Origin of the sequence: Listeria valentina, from assembly GCF_011800755.1 — a bacterium.
In the GTDB taxonomy this organism is placed as follows: Bacteria; Bacillota; Bacilli; order Lactobacillales; family Listeriaceae; genus Listeria; species Listeria valentina.
Genome location: NZ_JAATJW010000002.1, coordinates 92272 through 114818 on the forward strand (window position 1 = coordinate 92272; position 22547 = coordinate 114818).

Sequence of the window (22547 nt, forward strand, 5' to 3'; positions counted from 1 at the left end):
AGACAGTGAGAAAATTTGTTTACCAATTTAGTGAAGGATCAAAAGACATGAAAGTACTTTTAGGAGGAAAAGGAGCCAACTTAGCTGAAATGACCAATATCGGCTTGCCTGTCCCTCCAGGATTCACAATTGGAACGGATGCTTGTAAAGATTATAACGAAAATGATCAAACGCTATCTGAAGAAATTTTTGAAGAAGTCTTAACTCACTTAAAATGGCTTGAAGAAAAAACAGGCAAGCAATTTGGGTCAAATGAAAATCCACTTCTCGTCTCTGTCCGCTCCGGGGCACCTGTTTCAATGCCTGGGATGATGGATACGATTTTAAATCTTGGTTTAAATGACAAGGCGGTTCAAGGAATAATTCATCAAACTAAGGATGCTCGTTCATCACTTGACTCCTACCGCCGTTTTATCCAAATGTTCGGGGATGTTGTAAGAGGAATTCCTTCTTATAAATTTGAAGAAGCCCTATCGCTTATTAAAAAGCAAAAAGGCTACGCACAAGATACTGAACTGACACCGGATGATCTTGAAAAACTTATTACCACTTACCAGGAACTCTATCTCGAACATGGATCCGAGCCTTTCCCGCAAGACCCGCTTACGCAACTTCGGCTTGCGGTTCAATCGGTTTTTGATTCCTGGATGAACCCGCGTGCTGTCGTTTACCGTCGGCTGAATGATATTGATCCTAACTTTGGAACCGCTGTCAATATCCAAGCTATGGTATTCGGCAACACCGGAAATAAAAGTGGCACAGGGATTGCTTTTACGCGGAACCCGTCTACTGGTGAAAAAGCTGTCTTCGGCGAATTTCTGATCAACGCCCAAGGTGAGGACGTCGTTGCGGGGATAAGAACACCGGAGGATATTTCCAAGCTTAAAAGCCATTTGCCTGATGCTTATCATGAGCTGATGGACACCTGTGAGCTTCTTGAAAACCATTACTTAGACATGCAGGACATTGAATTTACGATTGAAAAAGAAAAACTTTTTGTCTTGCAAACTCGAAATGGGAAACGGACGGCTCAGGCTTCGGTTCAAGTCGCGATAGATCTTGTCCATGAAGGAAAGATCAGTCGTGATGAGGCGATTAAACGCATTGATACTAAACAAATCGATCAACTGCTCCACCCCACTTTCGAGAAAAAAGCGCTTGAAAAAGGAGAAGTACTTGCAACTGGGCTTCCTGCAAGTCCTGGTGCAGCATCTGGAAAAGTTTACTTTGACGCGAGTGAAGCTGTGGCAGCGGCTGATTTGGGGCAAAAGGTAATTCTCGTCCGGAATGAAACCTCTCCTGAGGACATCGAAGGGATGGCAAAAAGTGAAGCGATTCTGACAGCACATGGTGGCATGACATCGCACGCAGCTGTTGTTGCTCGCGGAATGGGAAAATGTTGTGTTGCCGGCTGCTCAGAAATCGACATCAACGAAAAAGGAAAAACTATTGTGACGAATTCAGGCATCACGCTACGTGAAGGTGATGCGATTTCACTGGATGGATCAACTGGAAAGGTTTATCTGGGCGAAATTCTTTTGACAGAAGCGGAAATCGGTGGCCACTTTGATGAACTCATGGAATGGGTGAACGAAGTGAAGCAACTTGATATTCGTGTTAATGCAGACACACCGAATGACTTGTTAACTGCGATTCATTTCGGGGCGGAAGGCATTGGTCTTTGTCGCACGGAGCATATGTTTTTCCATGAGGAACGCATTGCTTATGTGCGCCAAATGATCGTGGCTGAAAGCTTGGAAGAAAGAAAACGTGCACTCGCACATTTGAAAGAAATGCAGAAGGAAGACTTTATTCAACTTTTCCGCATCGCAAAAGGAAGACCTGTTAATATCAGGCTCCTTGACCCACCTCTCCATGAATTTTTGCCAAAAGCTGAAAAAGATTTGGAAAGGCTCGCACAGGACACAGGTAAAACACTTGCGGAAATTAAAAAACGCGTGAACGAGCTTGCAGAATCCAATCCTATGCTTGGTCACCGTGGTTGCCGCCTAGCTGTAACGTATCCAGAAATCTATAAGATGCAAGCTGAAGCGATTATGGAAAGTGCAGTTCAAATTCATGACGAAGGGCAAAAAGTCTTTCCTGAAATCATGATTCCACTTGTTTCTTCTAAAGAGGAGTTAGCTTTTGTGAAGCAAGAAATCAAAGAGTCAGTTCAAGCAATTTTTGATCGTGAGCGCGTTCTTCTTCCATATGACATTGGTACGATGATTGAAATTCCGCGAGCTTGTGTAACAGCTGATGAAATTGCCAAGGAGGCACAGTTCTTTAGCTTTGGTACCAATGATTTGACTCAGCTCACCTATGGTTTCTCGCGTGATGATGCTGGAAAATTCTTACCGAGTTACAGTGAACGGGGTATCTTAGAAACAGATCCGTTCCAAACGCTTGATACGGCTGGTGTGGGGGCACTGGTCGAGATGGCCGTTTCTCGGGGAAGAATGACCAATCCCAATATGAAAATGGGGGTTTGCGGCGAACATGGTGGGGATCCGCGCTCGATTCACTTCTTCCATAAACTGGGATTGAGGTATGTTTCTTGCTCCCCATTCCGGGTTCCAATTGCTCGCCTTGCTGCGGCACAAGTTGTTTTGGAAGAGCGAGAACAGCTACAAAAAGTCTAATCGGATTCAAAAAACGTTCATGCGCAATTTAAGCGCATGAACGTTTTTTATGACTTCATTTCTACTTCAAAAGCTATTTTCTGTGCCGCTAAAATTTCCAATAAAGCATCCTCAAGAAGAGGCCGCTCGGTGTTTCTAACAATATTGATCCTTAGTTCTCCATCAAAACTAATGATCCCGATATTATAAGGTGTTTTAGAACGCGGACTTAAAATAAAATCAAAGTGTTCAATATAACGATTCATTTCTTCTGGAGTCTTCACCACACCTAAGTTAGAAAGTGTTAAACAAGTAGTTTTTTCGCTAGCCGAAAAAAAGAATTTCATCAAGTAACGCTTAATAAATAACGGAATACGCTTAATGATTGAATTTTGTTCTAAACGAACATTCTGAGTGATTCTTGCACGCAGTCGGTCTTCAGATAGTGCTTCTTTCAATTGTTGCTCAATCGAAGATGCAATATTTGCCAAACTAAACTCCTCTTTTCTGGGATCAATTTCTGGTTTGGCGTAAAGAACAAAATTACGTAGTGTTGAGCTTGGAAAGAAATTTCGCAAATCAATTGGTAAAAAAAGTCTAATGGGGCGTTTTTTCTGTGTTTTATCTGCTTTTTGAATGACAAGTATGGCTTTGGAAACAAAAGTAGCCACTAAAACAGTCAAGCTCACCCCGAGTTTCTTGGCCGGTTTTTTTAACTCATCGACAGTTAGTTTGATGGTTGTAAGACACAAAGTTTCGCCCGACTTTCCATGAATTTGATAAATTTTCTCTTTATTTTCTGTTTGCTTGTTTTGAAATTTTGCATCAGCTAGTTCAAGATAATGATCGCTCATTTCTGCCGCTTTTGGGGGTTCAGTGCGATCAAGGACGCCATTCATTGCTGGTATTTGGATCCTATATTTCAGCGTTAAGTATTCTGCGAGAAGAGACTTTAAGAAAATTTCTCCGCCTTTTCCATCAGTCAACGCATGGAAAAGTTCGACGTGAATCGCTTTTGGGGCATATAGCACACGAAAAGCACACTTCTCAAGCTCCTTATCTGACATATAGCCTAAAAGAACGCTTTGATCTGGCACAATTTGGGGCGGAGACGCAACCGCCGATTGATAATACCAAAAAGGTCCCTTATGAATACATGCTGCTACTGAAGGAAAACGTTTAACAGTAGTGTTTAAAGCTTGTTGTAAAATTTGAGGGTCAACAGTATCTTTTAAGGTGACGGATAAGCGAAACAAATTAATCCACTTTTTGTTTTTGGAAGCCAAGTGGATAATAGAAGTATTATCAAGTTTCATATAGTTTTGCAGCTGTTTCTGATTAAATCGCAACAATTAGTGTCACCCTTCTAGTCTATTCTATTTATAGTGCTTCATTAAATTTAATTTCATAGCAAAATACTAATTTTCGGTAATAATCTTTTTCGACAAAATCAGTTGGCTTGATTTTAGTCGCCGGTCCTTGAAAATATTCTAGGTCGGCGAATTCTAAGATTTTATAAACAAATTGTGAGCAAAACATGATATTGGGTCGAAGGGATACTTTCGTTACAAGTCCAACAAGATTATAGGCGCTCCCCTTCTCATTAATTTCCTTGACTTTATCAATAATTCGTTGCTTTTTTTCTTTAGTGACTTCCAGTTTATAAACAATGACAGAAGCATCACTCTTTTTGTTAAACGAGGTGATTTTTTCTTGATTAAGGCCAGGCAGTGTAACATTTTCTCCCCCATTGTAGCTAATAATCGTTTTTAAATCCCGATCAAAACTTAAGGAAACGTGATTATAAGCTTTATTAGTAAAAAGTGAAATAACTTCACTCGCTGGACTGCCTGTACTAGAAATTACAAGATAAAGATGTTCATCATTTAAAGATTTGGCACATTCTTCAAAATAAGCTTCTGTTAAAGTATTTTTACTAAGATATTTAGTATAGCTATGTCTTGGGATATCTTTTAATATTTCATTCAAATTATCTCTAGACAAAGAGTTTTTGCTTTTTTGCCATTTCGTTTTATAATCTGCGCCCATCAAATAAATTTCTCTTAACATTTCAAAACTGATGGATGTCGCTTCCTTAATTGAAAATTCACGTTGTAACGTGTACAAATAATGGAAATATCCAATCAAAAATGGTACAAAAATCAGCAGTATAGCTGCCAATTTTTTTATAGTGAATAGCACCCAGCTATCTCCACCTGAAAAAACATAGGTCACAGTCAGTACTTGTTGTAAAGTCAAGATAATCAAATATAAAAGTGATAGGACGAATTTTGTTCGAATTTTACTTTTTGAAAACCATAAATAAGTGAGTAAAACTGCAGCTGCAATCGAATAAATCACAGCAAAAGGCGCTAAGTTTTGTGTTGTAATCAAAAAAACAAAGACTAGAAATAATAAATAAGGTGTCCATCGAATGTAGATTTTTTTTACGTGCAACTTTGTTGTTCTCCTTCCCGCTGAAAAATCAGTTTCATTTGCTGATTTTCTTACTGAAACTAAGTTTTATAACTTACTATACCATAAAAAAGTAAATTTTATTGCACTTTTTTATCCAATTCTTTTTTAGACGCTTTTTTTGTTTTTCTTCTTTCAAATCAAAAGATTGACTTTTAGTTTGAAGCCCTGTATTCTTATATCTGATAAATCTTATCGGATTAATAAGTTTAAAAGGGGGAGTAAGCTTGAATACTGCTTTTGTCATACTAAATTTAGTTGTTGCACTTTTTATCATTGGTCTTTTCATTTGGATGCAAAAACGCCATGTTTCTTTCTCGAAACGCGTTCTTCTAGCTCTTGCAGTTGGGATTATCGCAGGGTTCATTTTACAATGGATTTACGGGATGGGAAGTAGCGTTACGAAGGAAACGACGGACTGGCTCGGTATTGTTGGCGGCGGTTACGTTAAACTTTTACAAATGATTGCTATACCACTTATTTTCATTTCGATTATCGCAGCTTTTACGCGACTCGAATTAAAGACGAATATCGCAAAAATTGGGATTTGGATTATTGGAACCTTGCTTGTCACAGCAGCGATTGCGGCCGTAGTGGGCATCGGAGCCGCTCTTCTTTTCCATTTAAATGCCGATCATATTTCGCAAGGCTCCATTGAGCTTTCTCGCGCGAAAGAACTTCAAGGTAGCTTAAAAGAAATGAGTGACGCGACACTACCAAGTCGCATTTTAGAGTTGTTCCCTACTAACCCGTTCCTTGACCTCACAGGAGCAAGGGCAACCTCAACAATTGCCGTTGTTATCTTCTCGGTTATTATCGGCATTGCTTTCCTTGGTGTAGAACGAAAGCAACCTAAGGAAGCGGCACTTTTTGCTCGTGGCGTTGATACGATTTATGCGATTGTGCTTCGAATCGTTCGGTTGATTCTTCGTCTTACACCTTATGGCGTGTTTGCGATTATGACAAATACCGTAGCAACGAGTGATGCGACAGCCATTTTGAAACTTGGAAACTTTGTCTTAGCTTCTTATGCGGCTCTTATTACAATGTTTATCATTCATCTTTTGATCGTTTCCTTTACTGGAATCAGCCCGCTCATTTATCTGAAAAAGACATTCCCTGTTCTTACATTTGCCTTTACATCGAGAACTAGTGCCGGAGCTCTTCCTATGAACATTGAAGCCCAAAGAAGCCTCGGAGTCCCAAATGGAATCGCCAATTTTGCTGCTTCATTTGGCCTTTCGATCGGTCAAAATGGATGTGCCGGAATTTATCCAGCGATGCTTGCGATTATGATTGCGCCAACAGTTGGCATTGATCCAACTTCCATTAGCTTTATTTTAACCGTTGTTGCCGTTGTGATGGTTAGTTCCTTTGGTGTTGCCGGAGTTGGCGGAGGCGCAACTTTTGCGGCAATTATCGTTCTCTCCACATTAAACCTCCCTGTTGGTTTGGCCGGTGTATTGATTTCGATTGAACCACTAATCGACATGGGACGTACGGCTCTTAACGTCAGCGATAGCATGGTTTCAGGTATCGTAACAAGCAAGGCAACGAAAAACCTCGAAAAAGAGCCTGAAGCAAAAGAAATGACAGCTTAAATAAAAAGAGAAAGTGTCACTCAGGCACTTTCTCTTTTTGTATTGTTTGAAATTCCACATAAAAATCACGCTTAATCTCTAAAAAATAGCGTAAATCATTCATAAACTGAAATAAAACAGCTCGATTTTCAAACTCTTCACGAGAAACGGGAAGTTCACTTTTGCGAAAATCGTGCACCATCTTGGTTACACCCATTACGAGCTCCTCAGCTGGATTGTCTTCACTCAATTCTAGCGCCGTTTTCTCGGTTAAGCGAGATAAGATCTGGCTTGGTTCGCTAACTCCTTGAAAGGCCGCCGAATGTCGCTTCATCTGCGTCAAAACGCGGAACTGAATCAGCCGCATATCGACATATTTTAGAAAATAAGGCGAGCTTTTTAAAAATGAATTTTCCATATTGCGCACCGCATTTTCTTCCAAATTTTGCAGTAACTGCTTGAGTTCATCAAACCTGTGATCAAATTCTAAATAAGGCTCTTCTCCTCTCAGCCGCTGCGCCATAGAAAACAAAATTTGGCGCATTAAAAGCTCCACTTTTTTCTGATCCGCGCGGATTCCCCTGTCAAGCTTCGGCATATATAAGTTCAATAAAATCGCAATCCCAGCACCGACAATCATAAGTGCCATTTCATTTACAAACCAGTGGAGCGCAAGCGATTTTTCCACTAAAATATGTGTGACAAGAACAGAACTCACGACGATGCCATCTGTGACTTTCAGTCGCACGGCAAGTGGAATGAAAAGAAGTAAATACAAGCCAAAGCTGATGGCGTTATAGCCAAAAATCAAGAATAAAATGGCGGAAATGGATAGTGCTAAAACCGTTGAATAGACACGCTGAATCGCGAGCAAAAGTGAGCTTTTTTTGGTATTTTGTATGCTTAACACGGTGATCACGCCTGCTGAAACCGCGTAGTCTAACTTTAAAAATTCGGCAATAAGAATAGCAAGTGTTGCTCCAAACGCGGTTTTGAGCGTTCGCATCCCTAATTTCACAAGGCTTTCCCCTCCTTTTTCACATGAAAAATCTTGAAGACGAGGCTCCAAGATTAATCGTTCGTTTATTCATCGCGTGCTTCTTGACGGCGCCGTTTTTTGATGAAAAGAACAAAAAGCACAACTACACTAATGCCAATTCCCCAGTAAATAACCGTGCTAAAGGAATCAATGGCAGCAGCGGCTTTTCCGAATGATTCGCCGAGAAAAGCTCCAAGACCAATTAAAATTGTATTCCAAATTAAGCTGCCGAGCGTTGTGAGTATGAGGAAACTTCGAAAAGGCATGCGCGCCATCCCCGCTGGAATAGAAATCAAGCTCCGAATCAGTGGAATCATCCGACAGAAAAATACAGCTCGTCCTCCGTATCGCGCGAAAAAGGTATCAGCTTTATCAATATCCGCTTCTTTTAAGCGTAAAATTTTCCCATATTTGGCTACGATTCGTTTAATCCGTTCTTTCCCAAAATAAAGTGAAATCGAATAAAGTAAAACCGCTCCAAGCACAGAACCAAAAGTAGCCGCAACGATCACAAGAAAAAGATTCATTTGTGTAATCGTCGTCATGAAGCCACCAAATGTCAAAATCAGTTCAGATGGAATCGGTGGAAATAAATTTTCAAGCGTAATCAAAACAAAAACGCCAAAATAGCCAAGTTCATTCATGACACTTGTTATCCAAGCTTCCATGGATTCACTCCTTCAAAAATCAAGTACTTACTTTATTTTTATCATACCGTAAATAAATCCAGTCCGCAAGTCATAACTAGAAAAAACTTTCTCGCTTTGCTACACACGCAAGGCGAGAAAGTTTTTACATCAAAAAGGAAGGACAAGTTTTGGGTAGTCGGCAAAAAATGTGTGTAATTTTGCTTCTAGTATTTCTAACGTTCCCTCTTGGTCTAACTCCATATTAAGCGGCATTACAGGTTCATGGAGGCTCATTCTTAAAAGCAGCCATCCTGAACCAAATTCATTTGAAAGATTGACACGAACCCCTTCGTAGTTTACTGGAACGATTTCCAAGCCAGCCGTTTCTTGAACAAATTGTCGAAAAGCAGTTAATACATCTTCCCCGTATGCTTTAAAATCATCAGCTTTGATTTGAATTCGAAATTCATGACTTAAAGCAGGAACGACCAATTTTTCCGTCAAATCACTTAAATCGCGGTTTTTTTGCTTGAGCTTAGCATATTTCACGAGAATTTTAGCGACAAGATACGCGCCATCATCGAGAAAATAATTTTCTTTTAACGCTGCGTGCCCGCTCACTTCAATGGCAAGCTCTGAATTTTCGCCAGCTTCATTGAGACGAATTGCTTCATTAATCACATTGCGGTAACCCCGTTTAAAGCGGTGTTGCTTCCCGCCAAGATCCTGAATGAATGCTTCCAAGTGATTCGAAGTCGTTGAATCCGTCACAATCGTTGACCCTGGATGCGTTTCTAAAATGATAGCAGAAATCACAGCAATAAGAGCGTTGCGGTTGAGGTTATCGCCGAACTTATCAACAATTGCCGCCCGGTCCACATCCGTATCAAAAATAATCCCGAGATCCGCTTTATTCTCCAGAACAGCCGCGCGCAGACTTGCCATCGCTTCATCGTTATCTGGATTCGGGATATGATTTGGAAAATGTCCATCTGGGTCAAGGAATTGGCTGCCTGTCGTATCTGCACCAAGTGGCTCCAGTACTTTGCTCGCAAAGAATCCCCCGGCGCCATTTCCGGCATCGACGACAATACGACTTCCAGCAAGCGGCCTCTCCCCGTTTCCTGCTTGGTCGCGAATTTTTGCGACTAGATCAGCCGCGTATGTATCCATCAAATCAATTTTCTTCACTGATCCCGCCTGAGTTTGCGGAATATTACTTTCACCGTTTTCTAAGATGAACTGAATATCTTCTTTTTCCGCGCCGCCCGCTTTCGTAAACAGCTTGATGCCATTGTAAAAATAAGGCAAGTGACTCGCCGTAATCATGATGCCTGCATCCGCCTGAAAGCTTTCATACTGAGTCGCCATGAAAAGCGCTGGCGTTGTTGCAAGACCTGCGTCTAAAATCGTGACTCCACCTGTTTTTAAAACCGCCACTAACTGAGCTTTGATTCGCGCCGCAGAAAGCCTGCTGTCGTGCCCAATCGCGACTACTAACTTCTCATCATTAGCCGTTTTTGTCTGTTGCAAGAAACGAAGGATGCCACGTGCAATCTTCCCGAGCGCCTCATCGGTCAGTGTCATTTGATGCTCCTCAGTTTCTAAGCCAATTCCGCGAATATCTGATCCATTTTGCAAAGCCGAAAGTTCTGCTTCCATCCTAACCGCTCCTTTTCCATTTTTTAAGCATCCGCTTTTTTCTTTCCAACAATAATCCGGTGATCGAGTGTCATTTGGTTAGTGCCACTATCCAAAAAAGCAGTTTTTCTTTCCTCTGAAATTTGGAATCCAAGTGGCGTCATTGTGAGCAAATCCGCTTGTTCTTCTTTTTGAAGCGTCTTTTGCTTTGTGATGCGCTTTTCATATACCACATCAAAATGCTCATAAAATCGATTAGCAACCGCTTCGTTCGAATAAGTTTGCCGCTCATCTTGATAAAAAAACTGCCGCAATTCCTGTAAATAATTGGCTTCTGGAATCACTTTGATCAAAATTCCTTGAGCGGCTAACAAACGACTGAATTCATCGTAACTTGCCGGCGAAAGAATGTTCAAAATCACATCCACACTGCCCGTTTGAAGCGGACAATTCGCAAGGTCAGCCACCGCCCAAGTAATTCCAGAAAAATCACGTGCCGCTTGGCGAATCCCTTCTTTAGCGAGATCAAATCCAAAAGCAAAATGAACCGTTTCTTGAAGCTGTTTGGTTAAAAAAGCAAGGTGACTCCCTTCGCCAGAACCCGCATCGAAAAGCACGAGCTCACTTTTTTGAAGCACTTCAATCTGTGCTAAAACCTCTGCCATCGTTTCCTCGAAAAAGCCAGTCTGAATCAAGCGTTTTCGCGCTTCAAAAAGAGTTTGATCGTATTTTGTTGCCTTAAGCGCATGCCGAGCTAAAAACAAATAGCCCGGCTTTGCCAAATCAAAGCTATGATTTTCTTTACAAACCAAACTTCTTGGCACTTGAAACTGGAGGTCAGTTTCGCAAATCGGACAGCGCATTAGAGCCACTGACGCTTCGATTAGCTCGCTACTTTGTTCAAGTTTAGATTTCATTAAAGCCGCTCCTTAGTCGTCCACTCGTTCATACGTATAAAAAGCAAATGGATAGCGATTTTTTTCATCTTCTTGCCCCTCGATTCGACTAACTTCACGGAACTTCGACCAGTCTAATTCTGGAAAAGCGGTGTCCGCTTCAAAGCTTGCGCCAATTTTCGTCACAAAAAGGCGCGACACTTGATCGTGGAATAACCGGTAAATTTCAGCGCCACCACAAACAAAAACATCTTCTGTTTCTGCAAGCTTTAACACATCCGCCTTGTCATGAACCACTTCCGCGTCAGGAAGTTGCAAGTCAGGATCACGTGAAAGCACGATATTTCTGCGGTTAGGGAGTGCGCGTCCAAAAGATTCATAGGTTTTTCGTCCAACAACGATCGTATGTCCAGTAGTTTGTTTTTTGAAATAAGCAAGATCTGCAGGTAAGTGCCACGGCATGGTATTGTCTTTTCCAATATTCCCCGCTTCATCTTGTGCCCAAATAAATGTAATCATTCGTTATTCCTCCTTATACTGAAATAGGTGCTTTAATGCCAGGATGCGGATCATAACCTTCTAATGAAATATCTGCCACATCGAAATCAAAAATAGAAGCAGGTTTGTCTGATAAAACAAGTTTCGGTAACGGACGCGTTTCGCGAGAAAGTTGGGTACGGACTTGTTCAAAGTGATTGTTATAGAGATGAGCATCTCCCATCGTATGCACAAATTCACCAACTTCAAGTCCCGTTTCACGAGCAATTAAATGCGTCAAAAGCGCGTAGCTTGCAATGTTAAAGGGCACCCCAAGGAAGATATCCGCGCTTCGTTGATACAATTGACAAGAAAGTTTGCCATCTGCAACAAAAAATTGGAACAGTGTGTGGCAAGGCGGAAGCGCCATCGACGGTATATCTTCCGGATTCCAAGCAGAAACAATTAACCTACGAGAATTGGGATTCGTCTTGATCATTTCAATCACATTAGCAAGTTGGTCAATCGTTTCGCCAGTTGACGTTTTCCATTCACGCCACTGCTTCCCGTAGATATTTCCAAGTTCGCCATATTTATTAGCAAACGCTTCATCTGCAAGAATTTTTGCTTTGAACGTTTCCATTTCTGCTTGATAAACTTCATTAAAGGCGGGATCGCGATTTGCACGCAATCCAAAATCCGTCATATCGGGTCCATGATAATCAGGCGACTTCACATATCGTTCAAACGCCCATTCATTCCAAATGTTATTCTTGTGTTCAAGCAAGTAACGAATATTGGTATCCCCATGCAAGAACCACAATAATTCACTAACAACGAGTCGAAAAGCAACTCGCTTCGTTGTTAAAATCGGAAACCCTTCCGCTAAATCAAAACGCATTTGGTAGCCAAAAACACTCTTCGTTCCTGTTCCCGTCCGGTCTCCTTTTTCCGTTCCGTTTTCCATTACAAATTTTGCCAAGTCCAGATATTGCTTCATCCCTCAACACTCCTTAATCTACAAATTGCGCCAAATATTCCCAGCGTTCCATAAGCTCTGCTAGTTCCGCTTCTTTTTCCGTGATTTCCGCGCTAATTTCAGCCGCTTTTCCAAAGTCTGCCCCTGTTTGTTCCAGTTTTTCATGAAGCGCTTGAACGAGTTCTTCTTGTCGAGTAATTGCATCTTCAATACCTTCCCACTCAAGTTTTTCTTTATACGTCAGCTTCACTTTTTCCTTCGTTTCTTGCTTTTGAGCGGGTGCCGCGGCTTTTTTAACGACCGGTTTCGAAACTTCTTCCTGTTCCGCTAAAAAGGTGCTGTAATCGCCAAAATAAGTGTCAATCACACCATTTCCTTTAAAGACCAACAACTTTCGAGCCATTTTATCAAGAAAATAGCGATCGTGACTTACGGTGATCACCGTCCCCGGGAAGCTTTCCAAATAGTCCTCGAGCACCGTTAACGTCTCCGTATCGAGATCATTAGTTGGCTCATCAAGTAAAAGCACATTCGGGCGGGTCATTAAAATCTTAAGCAAAAACAGTCTTCGCTTTTCACCGCCAGACAAGGCGCTAATTTTCTTGCCATGTGTCTCTGGTTTAAACAAAAACCGTTCAAGCATTGCGCTTACGCTCAGTTTCTCGCCTGCACTCGTTTCGACTTCATTTCCAATTTCCTGCAAATACGTAATGATTCGTGCATCTTCATCAAGTTCTAAATTATGTTGCGTGTAGTAGCCGATGCGAACGGTTTGTCCGACAGTAATCGTCCCACTATCCGGCTTCGTTTCGCCTGCAAACAAATTTAACAGCGTCGATTTTCCGGTTCCATTTTGCCCTGTAATGCCAAGGCGCTCACCTGGTTGGACGATTAAGTTAAAATCGCGCAAAATTATTTTATCTGAAAATGCTTTTTCAACATGTTCGAGAATAAAAACATCTTTCCCTAGCCGACTTGTATTAAAATCGAGCTCTAGCGTATCCGTGTCGTTCTTAGTTTCGACAATCTCTTTAAGTTCTTCAAAACGATCTTTCCGTGCTTTTTGTTTAGTTGAACGCGCCTTAGCGCCGCGTCTCATCCAAGCAAGCTCCCGCCGGTACAAGTTTTGGTTTTTTTCAACTTCACGAGCGGCATTTTCCAGTCGAATGGCTTTAGCTTCCATAAAACTTTCATAGTTGCCCACATAGCGATAAAGGTCTCCATTATCTAATTCCACAATGTGATTTGTCACTTGATCTAGGAAATAGCGATCATGGGTAACGAGCAAAATAGCGCCTTTGAAACGGTTCAGATAGTTTTCAAGCCAACGAATAGACAAATAATCCAGATGGTTCGTCGGTTCATCTAAAATGAACAAGTCCGGGGTTTCAATCAAAACTTGAGCAAGCCCAACACGCTTTTTTTGTCCGCCTGAAAGCTCTTTAATCGTTTGCCCCAGATTTTTAATCCCCAATTTTTCTAGGATCGTTTTCGCTTCCGTGTTCATATCCCAAGCATGGAAAGCATCCATTTCAGCTTGTGCAGCTTGCAATTTTTCATGCCAAAGCGAATTTTCTGGATCGCGCTCTAATTCGAGCAAAACCGCTTCATAATGTCGGTTCGCCTGCAAATTGCGCGATTCGCCTTGGAAAACCGCTTCTAAAACCGTAGAATCAGCAGGAAGAACCGGATCTTGTTTCAAAAAGCCAATCGTATAATCCTTCGGTACGATTCGTTCCCCTGTATCGCTTGATTCTTCTCCAGAAATCACCTTTAAAAAAGTCGACTTGCCAGTACCGTTGATACCAATCAAGCCGATTCGTTCGCCTTCTGTAATCGTTAAATCTACATTTTGAAACAGCACTTTCTCGCCATAAGTTTTTGTAACTTGCATCAATTGCAATTGTTTCATTCGTTTATCATCCTTATCTTTAATCTCTTCCATTTTAGCCGAATTATCCAGTTATCGCAATTCCCAATTCTTATTTTTACACCCCTTTTTAAGCAAAATAAAAAAACTTCCTGCTCAAACAGAAAAGTTTTGTCTTGAATCTTATAAATGAAAACTGTCACCAATTCGAAAAAATTAAAAAGCCGAGCAAAGCGTTCCCGCCTTTACTCGGCTTCTTTCCATTTAAAATAATCCTTGTGCGTTTCCGAATTCGTCCACATCCATATTAAGAGCTGCTGGTTTTTTCGGAAGCCCAGGCATCGTCATCACGTCACCTGTAAGCGCCACGATGAAGCCTGCGCCCAATTTTGGAATAAATTCGCGAATATGAATCGTAAAGTCTGTTGGCCGTCCTAGCTTAGCTGGGTCGTCCGAAAGCGAATATTGCGTTTTCGCCATACAAATTGGGTAGCGGTCCCATCCGTATTTCTTGAATTCAGTGATTTGTTTTTGTGCTTTTGGTGAGAGCTCAACGCCGCTTCCGCCGTAAATTTGCGTTACGATCGTTTCCAGTTTTTCCTCGATCGAGCTCGCATCATCATAAAGGCGTTTATAAGAAGCTTCGCCTTTTTCTACTTCGCCAATGACTTTTTCCGCAAGATCGAGTCCACCTTCGCCGCCTTTTTCCCAAACTTCTGTAAGCGAGAACGGAATGTTTGCCTCGTCGCAAAGCGCTTCAAGTGCCTTCACTTCCGCCTCAGTGTCCGTAATAAATTTGTTGATCGCTACAACAAACGGAATGCCAAATTTTTGCACAGATTCTGTGTGTTTCTTAAGGTTCGCAAAGCCTGCTTTTAACGCTTCTACGTTTTCCGTGCTAAGTTCCGTTTTTGCTACGCCACCATGCATTTTAAGCGCCCGAATCGTTGCTACAATGACAACACAATCTGGAGATTTCCCAAGTGCCGGGACTTTGATATCCAGGAATTTTTCTGCACCAAGATCCGCACCAAATCCTGCTTCTGTCACTACATAATCCCCTAATTTTAGGGCTGTACTTGTCGCTTGAATACTATTACAGCCATGTGCAATATTAGCAAATGGACCGCCGTGAACAAGCGCCGGTGTATGTTCTAGTGTTTGTACCAAGTTTGGTTTAAGGGCATCTTTTAAAAGCAAAGTAAGTGCACCTTGATAGCCCAGTTCGCCAACTGTGATCGGTTCGCGCGCATAGTTATAACCAACCACAATTTCACTTAAGCGGTGTTTCAAATCTTCTAGATCTGTAGCTAAACAAATGATCGCCATAATTTCAGAAGCCACCGTGATGTCGAAACCATCTTCACGCGGAATTCCTTGGATAGGGCCACCAAGACCTACCACAACTTTCCGAAGAGCTCGGTCATTTAAATCCACTACTCGTTTCCAAACGATTCGACGTTGGTCGATCTTCAAATCATTGCCTTGTTGCATATGGTTATCAATAAAAGCCGATAGCGCATTGTTAGCTGTTGTAATCGCGTGGAAATCACCAGTAAAATGCAAATTAATATCTTCCATCGGAACAACTTGTGCATAGCCGCCGCCTGTAGCTCCACCTTTAATCCCCATTGTTGGTCCAAGCGAAGGTTCCCGTAAAGCAATCACTGTTTTTTTGCCTTGGCGTTTTAGTGCATCACCAAGCCCCACTGTAACAGTCGATTTCCCTTCACCAGCCGGAGTTGGATTGATAGCGGTTACAAGTACGAGTTTTCCGTTTTCCTGATCTTTTAGAGAATGAATCGTTTCATAAGTAAGTTTTGCTTTTTTCTTTCCATAGAGTTCCAGTGCATCTTCATTCAAACCAATACTTTCTGCAATTTGTGTAATTGGATCTACTTTTGCAGCGAGTGCAATCTCGATGTCGGATTTTACTTCTTTCGCCATTCCTATTCCCCTCCATATGTAGCTTCAATTTGATATATAGTACAAAGCCTGCAAATGTAAACACTTTCTTTTTTATGCACCGAAAAACTCGGCCAACAGGAAACCTGCTGTACGTAAAAAGATTGCGCTTTGTTTGGCTTACTTTGCAAAGCTGTGTGCCCAAAATTATTCATCGTCGTCTTCTGAATCTTCACTTTGACTCTTGTGAAGTTTTTCAAGACAATCTGGATGTTCTTTGAAAAATTGTAGCAAATCCCCTATCCGGTCAATTGAATTCCAGCTAAGGTGATGCTCAATTCCTTCCACATCTTCATAAACATGCTCTTCTCGCACTCCAATTGTTCTTAAGAACTCTTCCAAAAGAGCATGTCGCTCTAGCAGGCGTTTCCCTGCTTTGTTGCCCTTCGGCGTTAAAACAAGACCGCGGTATTTTTCATAAACGAGGTATTCATCTTTGTCTAGTTTTTGAACCATTTTTGTGACGGAAGAGGGGTGCACCAAAAGTTCATCTGCAATATCTGATACTCTTGCGTAACCTTTGTTCAAAATAAGAGAATAAATCTTCTCTATGTAGTCTTCCATACTTGGTGTTGGCATAACACTTACCCTCCAACCTTATTTCTTTCACATTCAAATTGTACTATATTCGCGTGCTTTTCACAAAGCTTTTACACTTCATTCCCTCTTTTCACCTTTCACAACTAGGAGAAAATCCTTTTTTTCTAGTGATTGTATCCAGAAATTTAGTTCTTTTTTACCTGTTACCTCTGTAAATTTTCCAAAAAACTAAAAAGAAAACCTTTACAAGTCGGAACATTATATAATTTTCTCGCAATTCACTTGACTTTCTTAGGTATATTGTTATATATTAGTATTATCGTATGAGACATTCTTGTATGACAGAAAGGCCTTTTATAAGGGGTCGGGATTTAGGAGGATTCAATTCAATGCAAAATGGGAAAGTAAAATGGTTCAATAACGAAAAAGGGTACGGTTTTATCGAAACTGACGGCGGCGAGGATATCTTCGTACACTTCACGGCTATCCAAGGCGAAGGCTACAAAACGCTTGAAGAGGGTCAAGAAGTTTCTTTTGAAGTTGTTGAAGGAAATCGTGGACCGCAAGCTGCAAACGTCGAAAAGCTGTAAGAAAACTGCATCTAAATGTCGAGCTGGCTATTTGCCAGCTTTTTTATTTGTGCTATGCTAGTTAAAAAAGAAGCGGAGGAACAAAATGGATGTTTTTGTAGACGGTGCTAGTTCAGGAAGCCCGGGGTTGAGCGGTGCCGGCATTGTACTTGTTTCGGATAATCTTCATGAGCAAAAGGCCATTTTCCTAGGCACGATGACAAACCATGAAGCGGAGTTTTTAGCAGCCAAGCGCGGGCTTGAACTGGCTTTGACGTTTAATCCCACACTTATCCGCCTTTATTCAGATTCAAAAATCGTCGTATCGAGTATCGAAAAACAATATGCCAAAAATCCGCTTTTCAAGGCACATCTGGATGAAATCTTAAAACTAATCGAACAAATTCCGTTATTTTTTGTCAACTACCGCCACGTCAGCCAAAATAAAAAAGCGGATGAACTGGCGAGACAAGCTATCCAAAATGCCAAAAAAGGAAAAACGCCGAAGTGAGCGAGCGCGCACATTCGGCGTTTTTTCTAGAAAAAATCTCTTTCTAATGTTCGAAGCCCGTAAGTATGAATAATATCCCCAGCAATACTTGCAGCATCACGGTAAAGCATCCGGTCATAATCAAGCTCAAGCGGCACATCAGTGTGAATGCGCGCTAGTTTCCGACTGAGTGCAAGCATTTCTTGATCTTCTAAGATTTTTTTCTGTTGTCCGGGTTTCAGCGCTTCAATATTTTCAAGCACTCCTTCAATCGATTCAAATTCTTGAATTAGTTTTAAGGCCGTTTTTTCGCCGATTCCACGCACGCCAGGGTAACCATCCGAAGTGTCCCCCATCAGCGCTTTCACGTCAATAAATTGATGTGGCGTCACACCCATTTCTGCAAAAAAAGTTGCTTCATCATAACGCTTATAATTGCCATAACCTTTTTGCATGATCCAAACATCGTTTTGGACATCAATCAATTGAAGCAAATCTTTATCCCCGCTTAAAACTGTGGTTCTTAAGTCTGGTGTTAGTTTTGCTGTAATCGTCCCGATACAGTCATCAGCTTCAAAACCAGCTACACCAAGGTTCATAAAACCAAAGGCTGCCGCTACTTCTTTTGCCAAATCAAATTGCGGAATCATTTCTTCAGGCGGGGCTTTTCTTCCAGCTTTATAGCCATCAAACAATTCATTTCGAAACGTTTTGCTCCCCATATCCCAACAAATGATGGTATGCGTCGGGTTATTTTGCCTAACCGCCGCAAAAATATGGCGCATCATCCCTTGAACACCATTTGTTGGTATTCCTTTTTCATTGTACATAAACTGGTTTGTGACAGCCGTCGCGTAAAAAGCACGAAATAATAACGCCATGCCATCAATCACAAGCAAGTTTGGTTGTTTATTTTCCATGAACGTTTCCCCTCTGTTTCCATTTCTTTGTCTTCATTTTACCATAAAAAGGAGCAATTCTCTTTCAAACACATTTACTTATTTTTGAACTAGTACTTTCCAGTTTTAACAAAAAATCTCAATCCATTTAAATTGGATTGAGACTTTGGGATTGTTTTATTTTACCAGCTTGCTTTTTTCACGCCGGGGATTTGTCCTTTATGGGCAAGTTCTCGGAAGCGAATCCGACTCATGCCAAATTTACGCATGTAAGCATGTGGACGACCTGTTAATTCACAGCGATTGTGCAGTCTTGTTGGAGAAGAATCCCGCGGCAAGCGACGAAGTTCATCGTAACGCCCAGCTGCTTTTAATTCGCTACGAAGTGCATGATAGTGTTCGACCATTGCTTTTTGTTTTTCGTATTTCGCTACTTTAGATTTTTTAGCCATAGCAATCTCCTTTCTTGGTTTAGAATAAATCGAAATGATTACGTTTTAAATTTTACGCTTTTTATTTTATTTGTCAAGTTCTCTGTTTGTAGAACAAACGCCTTTTCTCATATGCTATACTTTTTACAATAATCCAATATTTGTGTCTCTTCAAATATCTGCTTTGCAAAATCATTCTATTTAATCTCCATAACATATCATCTTGCTTTCTTCCAAATTAATTTAGAATCATTGACATCAGCTGTTATTGTTAGTAAACCATCCTTAAATTCAGCAAACCTTTTTTGAGTTTCTCCTAGCCAAGTTGGGTTCATACTCACTGACATCGTATGCTGAACTGTTACGGTATTGGTTTTTTCGTCAAAATCCGTAATTTTGTAAGCACCAGCATAAGCTAAATATCCATGGGCAGCTTCCGCCATTTCTTTTTCAGTTCCAGTATGCAAATCACCACTTTTATAAGACGGTCTCCCTTGTTTCATCATTTGTGCGGAGACATAACCATCTGGCGTATACATTAAAAATCCCGTTGGACGTTGACCTAGTGGATCACTTTTTTCTCCATTTACTTGATACTCATAGTCAACAAGTTCCCAAGTTCCAATCAAATACTCTGTTAATTTCATTTTAAGACCTCCTGAATTTTTCGCTTATCATATTGCTTTTTGCTAAGAACTATTTCATCATATGTGACACAATCATGGCGTATCTAAAGAAAAGCTCGCTTGTTACTCTTGATCTTGTGCAACTAACTTTGACTGGTGGTTGTTCATCACCTTTACATCCTTCTTAGTTTCAGATTAGTAGAAAGTCATTACACTTTGCTTCTCCGTGCTTTTTTCCAAAATAATGGTCCTATATCTATTATAACATCTTTGAATTTCTAATGAAAATTTATTAAGTAAGCAGAAATCTACAAAAAATAAAAAGGTGAATTAGGAAATTAGAAAATCAAAATATTTATTTGGATAGATCTCATCCTTTAAAGAGTAATGCCACCATTCTTGTTTCAATGATTCAAATCCGAATTTTTCCATTATACCTTTTAGTAGCATTCGGTTTTTTTGCGCCTCAGCTGATACGACTTTAGAATAATGATGAGATGAAACATCCATAAAATCAAATTCTGTCCCCATAGGTAGAAGACGATTTGTTTTTAATTGATAAAGTGTTAAGTCGACTGCTATTCCTTTGCTATGACTAGATTTCGAAGCAATGTATCCCCTTGAAACCATTTCAGTTTTACTCATATTCGGATAATACCTAGACTTATCTCCATCTATTTCACTATCTAATGCCCATTCTAAAAAGTTGTCCACAGCTCGCTGCGTGCGGTAACCATCCCAGATAAGTAGACCATAACCAAGCGACTGTGCTTCTGTGTGAACTTGGAGCAGCTTCTTTGCCAAAACTGTTGTGACAATGATTCGATTAGTTTCATAGCCATTTACTGGTTTTCCAATGAAATTATCCCACGTTGAATATTTACAATCCCAGCGAATGCCCTGAATGAACTCATCTAAGTACACAAATCCTTTTTGCATTTTTATCATCCTTCCAGCGCTAAATGAATGCATTTTTCAATTAAGTTTGAATAAGTAATACCAGCTACTTTCATCATTCGAGGAAATCGACTGTAAGAAGTCAAACCTGGTAGTGTATTCACTTCGTTTAAAATAATTGTGCCATCGTCTTTTAAAAACATATCTACCCTAGATAACCCGCGACAACCTAATGCTTTATAGATGTTTTTAGCTGTTTGCTGAATCTCTTCTTGTGTTTTCTTTGGTAGATTTGCTGGGACACAGAATGAAGAGTTCTCAGATCCCTTTTCTGGATTTTTTTCCTGATGAATGCGGAAAAATCCATCAGACAATACTATCTCGTCAACTTCTCCGATAGTTAGCTTGTCACCATTCCCCAAAATAGCACAACCAATTTCCATCCCCGTTATCGCCTCTTCCACTAGTACTTTTTCATCAAATTTTTTTGCGTTTTCGATTGCCGCTAACAGAGCATTGCTAGTTTCCACTTTGGTGATACCAAAGGAAGAACCTGAACGCGCCGGTTTAACAAAGCAAGGAAGAAATTGTTTTCATTTCTTTAAATCAACATCCTCTTCATCATGTATGATGAAATATTTAGGAACATTAAATCCAGCTCCTATCAAAATAAGATAGGTTAATGCTTTATCCATACAGCTGACCGAACTCTCAATATCGCATCCAACATAAGGAATACCAGATAGATTCAGTAACCCTTGGATAGTTCCATCTTCCCCCGTTTTTCCATGTAACGCGGAGAATACTACATCTATCTGAATAATATGATATCCATCTTCTTTAAAGACTATTAACCCTTGTGTGTCTTTATCTGGTGACAATACTGCTAAATCACAAGAGGCATTTGCCCATCCATTTTGGGGACCATCGCATAGACGCCAGTTCCCTTCTTTTGTAATCCCTACATATATTGGCGAAAATTTCTGTTTATCAATATGGTCGGCAATTTCTTTTGCAGATTTTATAGACACCTCATGCTCTTCTGACGCCCCTCCAAATAATATAAGAACTGTTAATTTATCTTTCAAATCTATTTCTCCTTTCAAATTCTAAATAACTCAAACACGTATTATCCACAAGATCTTCCAATGTTTTATCAGTATAATATGCAATATGTGGCGTAAGGATAACGTTAGGGAACGATTTAATTATATCCAATATTTTTGAACCCTTTTTCTCACATGAGTTTTTGTGAAAAAGAGCTTCCTCATCTTCAATCACATCCAGTGCAGCTCCTCCCAAATTACCATCTTGTAATGCAGTTATCATTGCTTGAGTATCTACGATAGCTCCACGAGAAGTATTTATTAAAATTGCACCAGCTTTCATTTTTCTAAATTCTTTTTCCCCAATCAGATGATAAGTATCTGAGTTGAGTGGAACATGAAGCGTAATAACATCAGATTCCTTTAGTAGTTGATCGAATGTAACTTTTTTTTCTGTCCACTTTTTATGATCGAAAATTAACTGAGCACTTCCAAAACCTTCAAGTCTTTTTATTACTTCCTTTCCAATTCGACCATTACCAATTACACCAACATTAAGACTAGATAGTGCTTTTCCCCTTTGGTGAGGTAGGTTAAAATTGTTATTTTTCGTGTTATGAAAGATCTCACTCATGTTTCTTACCATCATTAATAAGAGCGCCAATGTAAAATCGGCAATACTTTCTGGTGAGTAAAAAATGCTTTCTACCTGTATACCAACGTGCTCAGCATAAGCTATATCAATATGATTTGTTCCTAGACTTCGTGTTGAAACATGCTTGACCCCTAACTCTTTCTGCATGTATCCTAATAAAGTAGACACCTTTTTTGATATACTAGTAAATAAATAGACACAAATGTCGAAAGGACTTTT

At 40.4% G+C, this 22547-nt stretch carries 20 protein-coding genes and 1 pseudogene; 4 read left to right on the forward strand and 17 right to left on the reverse strand.

Features of this window, described 5'->3' with window-relative positions:
* Positions 1 to 5 precede the first annotated feature (5 nt).
* A complete protein-coding gene (gene ppdK, locus HCK02_RS01055) occupies positions 6 to 2645 on the forward strand; it encodes a pyruvate, phosphate dikinase (RefSeq protein WP_167628265.1) in 2640 nt (879 codons plus the stop codon).
* Positions 2646 to 2692: 47 nt separating this feature from the next.
* On the opposite strand, the gene HCK02_RS01060 is transcribed toward ppdK, so the two are convergent.
* The gene (locus HCK02_RS01060; protein ID WP_208970421.1) at positions 2693 to 3976 is read right to left on the reverse strand and encodes a hypothetical protein; all 1284 of its coding nucleotides are present in this window, start codon (positions 3974 to 3976) and stop codon (positions 2693 to 2695) included.
* Positions 3977 to 4004: 28 nt separating this feature from the next.
* A complete protein-coding gene (locus HCK02_RS01065; RefSeq protein ID WP_246215503.1) occupies positions 4005 to 5018 on the reverse strand; it encodes a hypothetical protein in 1014 nt (337 codons plus the stop codon).
* Positions 5019 to 5326: 308 nt separating this feature from the next.
* Here HCK02_RS01065 and HCK02_RS01070 point away from each other — a divergent pair, with 308 nt between their 5' ends.
* Positions 5327 to 6700, forward strand: coding sequence for an L-cystine transporter (locus HCK02_RS01070; RefSeq protein WP_167628271.1), 1374 nt, complete (start codon positions 5327 to 5329; stop codon positions 6698 to 6700).
* A 16-nt stretch (positions 6701 to 6716) separates the two neighbouring features.
* Here HCK02_RS01070 and HCK02_RS01075 read toward each other — a convergent pair whose 3' ends face one another.
* The 9 genes from HCK02_RS01075 to mntR all read right to left on the reverse strand — a co-directional run bounded on the left by HCK02_RS01075 (position 6717) and on the right by mntR (position 16754).
* A complete protein-coding gene (locus HCK02_RS01075) occupies positions 6717 to 7697 on the reverse strand; it encodes an aromatic acid exporter family protein (protein ID WP_167628273.1) in 981 nt (326 codons plus the stop codon).
* Between the two features lie 65 nt (positions 7698 to 7762).
* Positions 7763 to 8386: a DedA family protein gene (locus HCK02_RS01080; protein ID WP_167628275.1), complete on the reverse strand. Its 624-nt coding sequence runs from the start codon at positions 8384 to 8386 to the stop codon at positions 7763 to 7765.
* 129 nt (positions 8387 to 8515) lie between these two features.
* Positions 8516 to 10009, reverse strand: a complete 1494-nt coding sequence (locus tag HCK02_RS01085) for a phosphohexomutase domain-containing protein (protein WP_167628277.1) — start codon at positions 10007 to 10009, stop codon at positions 8516 to 8518.
* A gap of 23 nt (positions 10010 to 10032) precedes the next feature.
* Positions 10033 to 10905 (reverse strand): putative RNA methyltransferase, encoded by an 873-nt coding sequence (locus HCK02_RS01090; protein ID WP_167628279.1) that lies wholly within the window; start codon positions 10903 to 10905, stop codon positions 10033 to 10035.
* A gap of 12 nt (positions 10906 to 10917) precedes the next feature.
* Positions 10918 to 11403 carry a dihydrofolate reductase gene (locus HCK02_RS01095; RefSeq protein ID WP_167628281.1) on the reverse strand — a complete coding sequence of 162 codons (486 nt, stop codon included), beginning with the start codon at positions 11401 to 11403 and terminating at the stop codon, positions 10918 to 10920.
* A 13-nt stretch (positions 11404 to 11416) separates the two neighbouring features.
* Positions 11417 to 12361 (reverse strand): thymidylate synthase, encoded by a 945-nt coding sequence (locus HCK02_RS01100; RefSeq protein WP_167628283.1) that lies wholly within the window; start codon positions 12359 to 12361, stop codon positions 11417 to 11419.
* Positions 12362 to 12374: 13 nt separating this feature from the next.
* Complete coding sequence (locus HCK02_RS01105) at positions 12375 to 14252, reverse strand: ABC-F family ATP-binding cassette domain-containing protein (protein WP_167628285.1); 1878 nt, start codon at positions 14250 to 14252, stop codon at positions 12375 to 12377.
* A 222-nt stretch (positions 14253 to 14474) separates the two neighbouring features.
* A complete protein-coding gene (locus HCK02_RS01110) occupies positions 14475 to 16157 on the reverse strand; it encodes a formate--tetrahydrofolate ligase (RefSeq protein ID WP_167628287.1) in 1683 nt (560 codons plus the stop codon).
* A 165-nt stretch (positions 16158 to 16322) separates the two neighbouring features.
* Entirely contained in the window at positions 16323 to 16754 is a 432-nt protein-coding gene (gene mntR, locus HCK02_RS01115; protein ID WP_167628289.1) for a transcriptional regulator MntR, read from the reverse strand.
* 350 nt (positions 16755 to 17104) lie between these two features.
* Here mntR and cspD point away from each other — a divergent pair, with 350 nt between their 5' ends.
* Entirely contained in the window at positions 17105 to 17305 is a 201-nt protein-coding gene (gene cspD, locus HCK02_RS01120; RefSeq protein WP_036071751.1) for a cold-shock protein CspD, read from the forward strand.
* Between the two features lie 85 nt (positions 17306 to 17390).
* The gene (locus HCK02_RS01125; protein ID WP_167628291.1) at positions 17391 to 17795 is read left to right on the forward strand and encodes a ribonuclease HI family protein; all 405 of its coding nucleotides are present in this window, start codon (positions 17391 to 17393) and stop codon (positions 17793 to 17795) included.
* 26 nt (positions 17796 to 17821) lie between these two features.
* Here the strand turns inward: HCK02_RS01125 and HCK02_RS01130 are convergent, their stop codons facing one another.
* The 6 genes and pseudogenes from HCK02_RS01130 to HCK02_RS01155 form a co-directional block, all read right to left on the reverse strand.
* A complete protein-coding gene (locus HCK02_RS01130; protein ID WP_167628293.1) occupies positions 17822 to 18694 on the reverse strand; it encodes a 5'-3' exonuclease in 873 nt (290 codons plus the stop codon).
* 161 nt (positions 18695 to 18855) lie between these two features.
* Positions 18856 to 19125, reverse strand: a complete 270-nt coding sequence (rpsN, locus tag HCK02_RS01135; RefSeq protein WP_167628296.1) for a 30S ribosomal protein S14 — start codon at positions 19123 to 19125, stop codon at positions 18856 to 18858.
* A 197-nt stretch (positions 19126 to 19322) separates the two neighbouring features.
* Positions 19323 to 19751, reverse strand: coding sequence for a lipocalin-like domain-containing protein (locus tag HCK02_RS01140; RefSeq protein ID WP_167628298.1), 429 nt, complete (start codon positions 19749 to 19751; stop codon positions 19323 to 19325).
* Positions 19752 to 20060: 309 nt separating this feature from the next.
* The gene (locus HCK02_RS01145) at positions 20061 to 20669 is read right to left on the reverse strand and encodes a M15 family metallopeptidase (RefSeq protein WP_167628300.1); all 609 of its coding nucleotides are present in this window, start codon (positions 20667 to 20669) and stop codon (positions 20061 to 20063) included.
* A 5-nt stretch (positions 20670 to 20674) separates the two neighbouring features.
* Positions 20675 to 21715: pseudogene (locus tag HCK02_RS01150) on the reverse strand (D-alanine--D-alanine ligase family protein).
* Positions 21705 to 22547: NAD(P)-dependent oxidoreductase (locus HCK02_RS01155; protein ID WP_208970422.1), on the reverse strand; the 843-nt coding region annotated here is incomplete at its 5' end. The gene HCK02_RS01155 and the pseudogene HCK02_RS01150, both read right to left, overlap by 11 nt.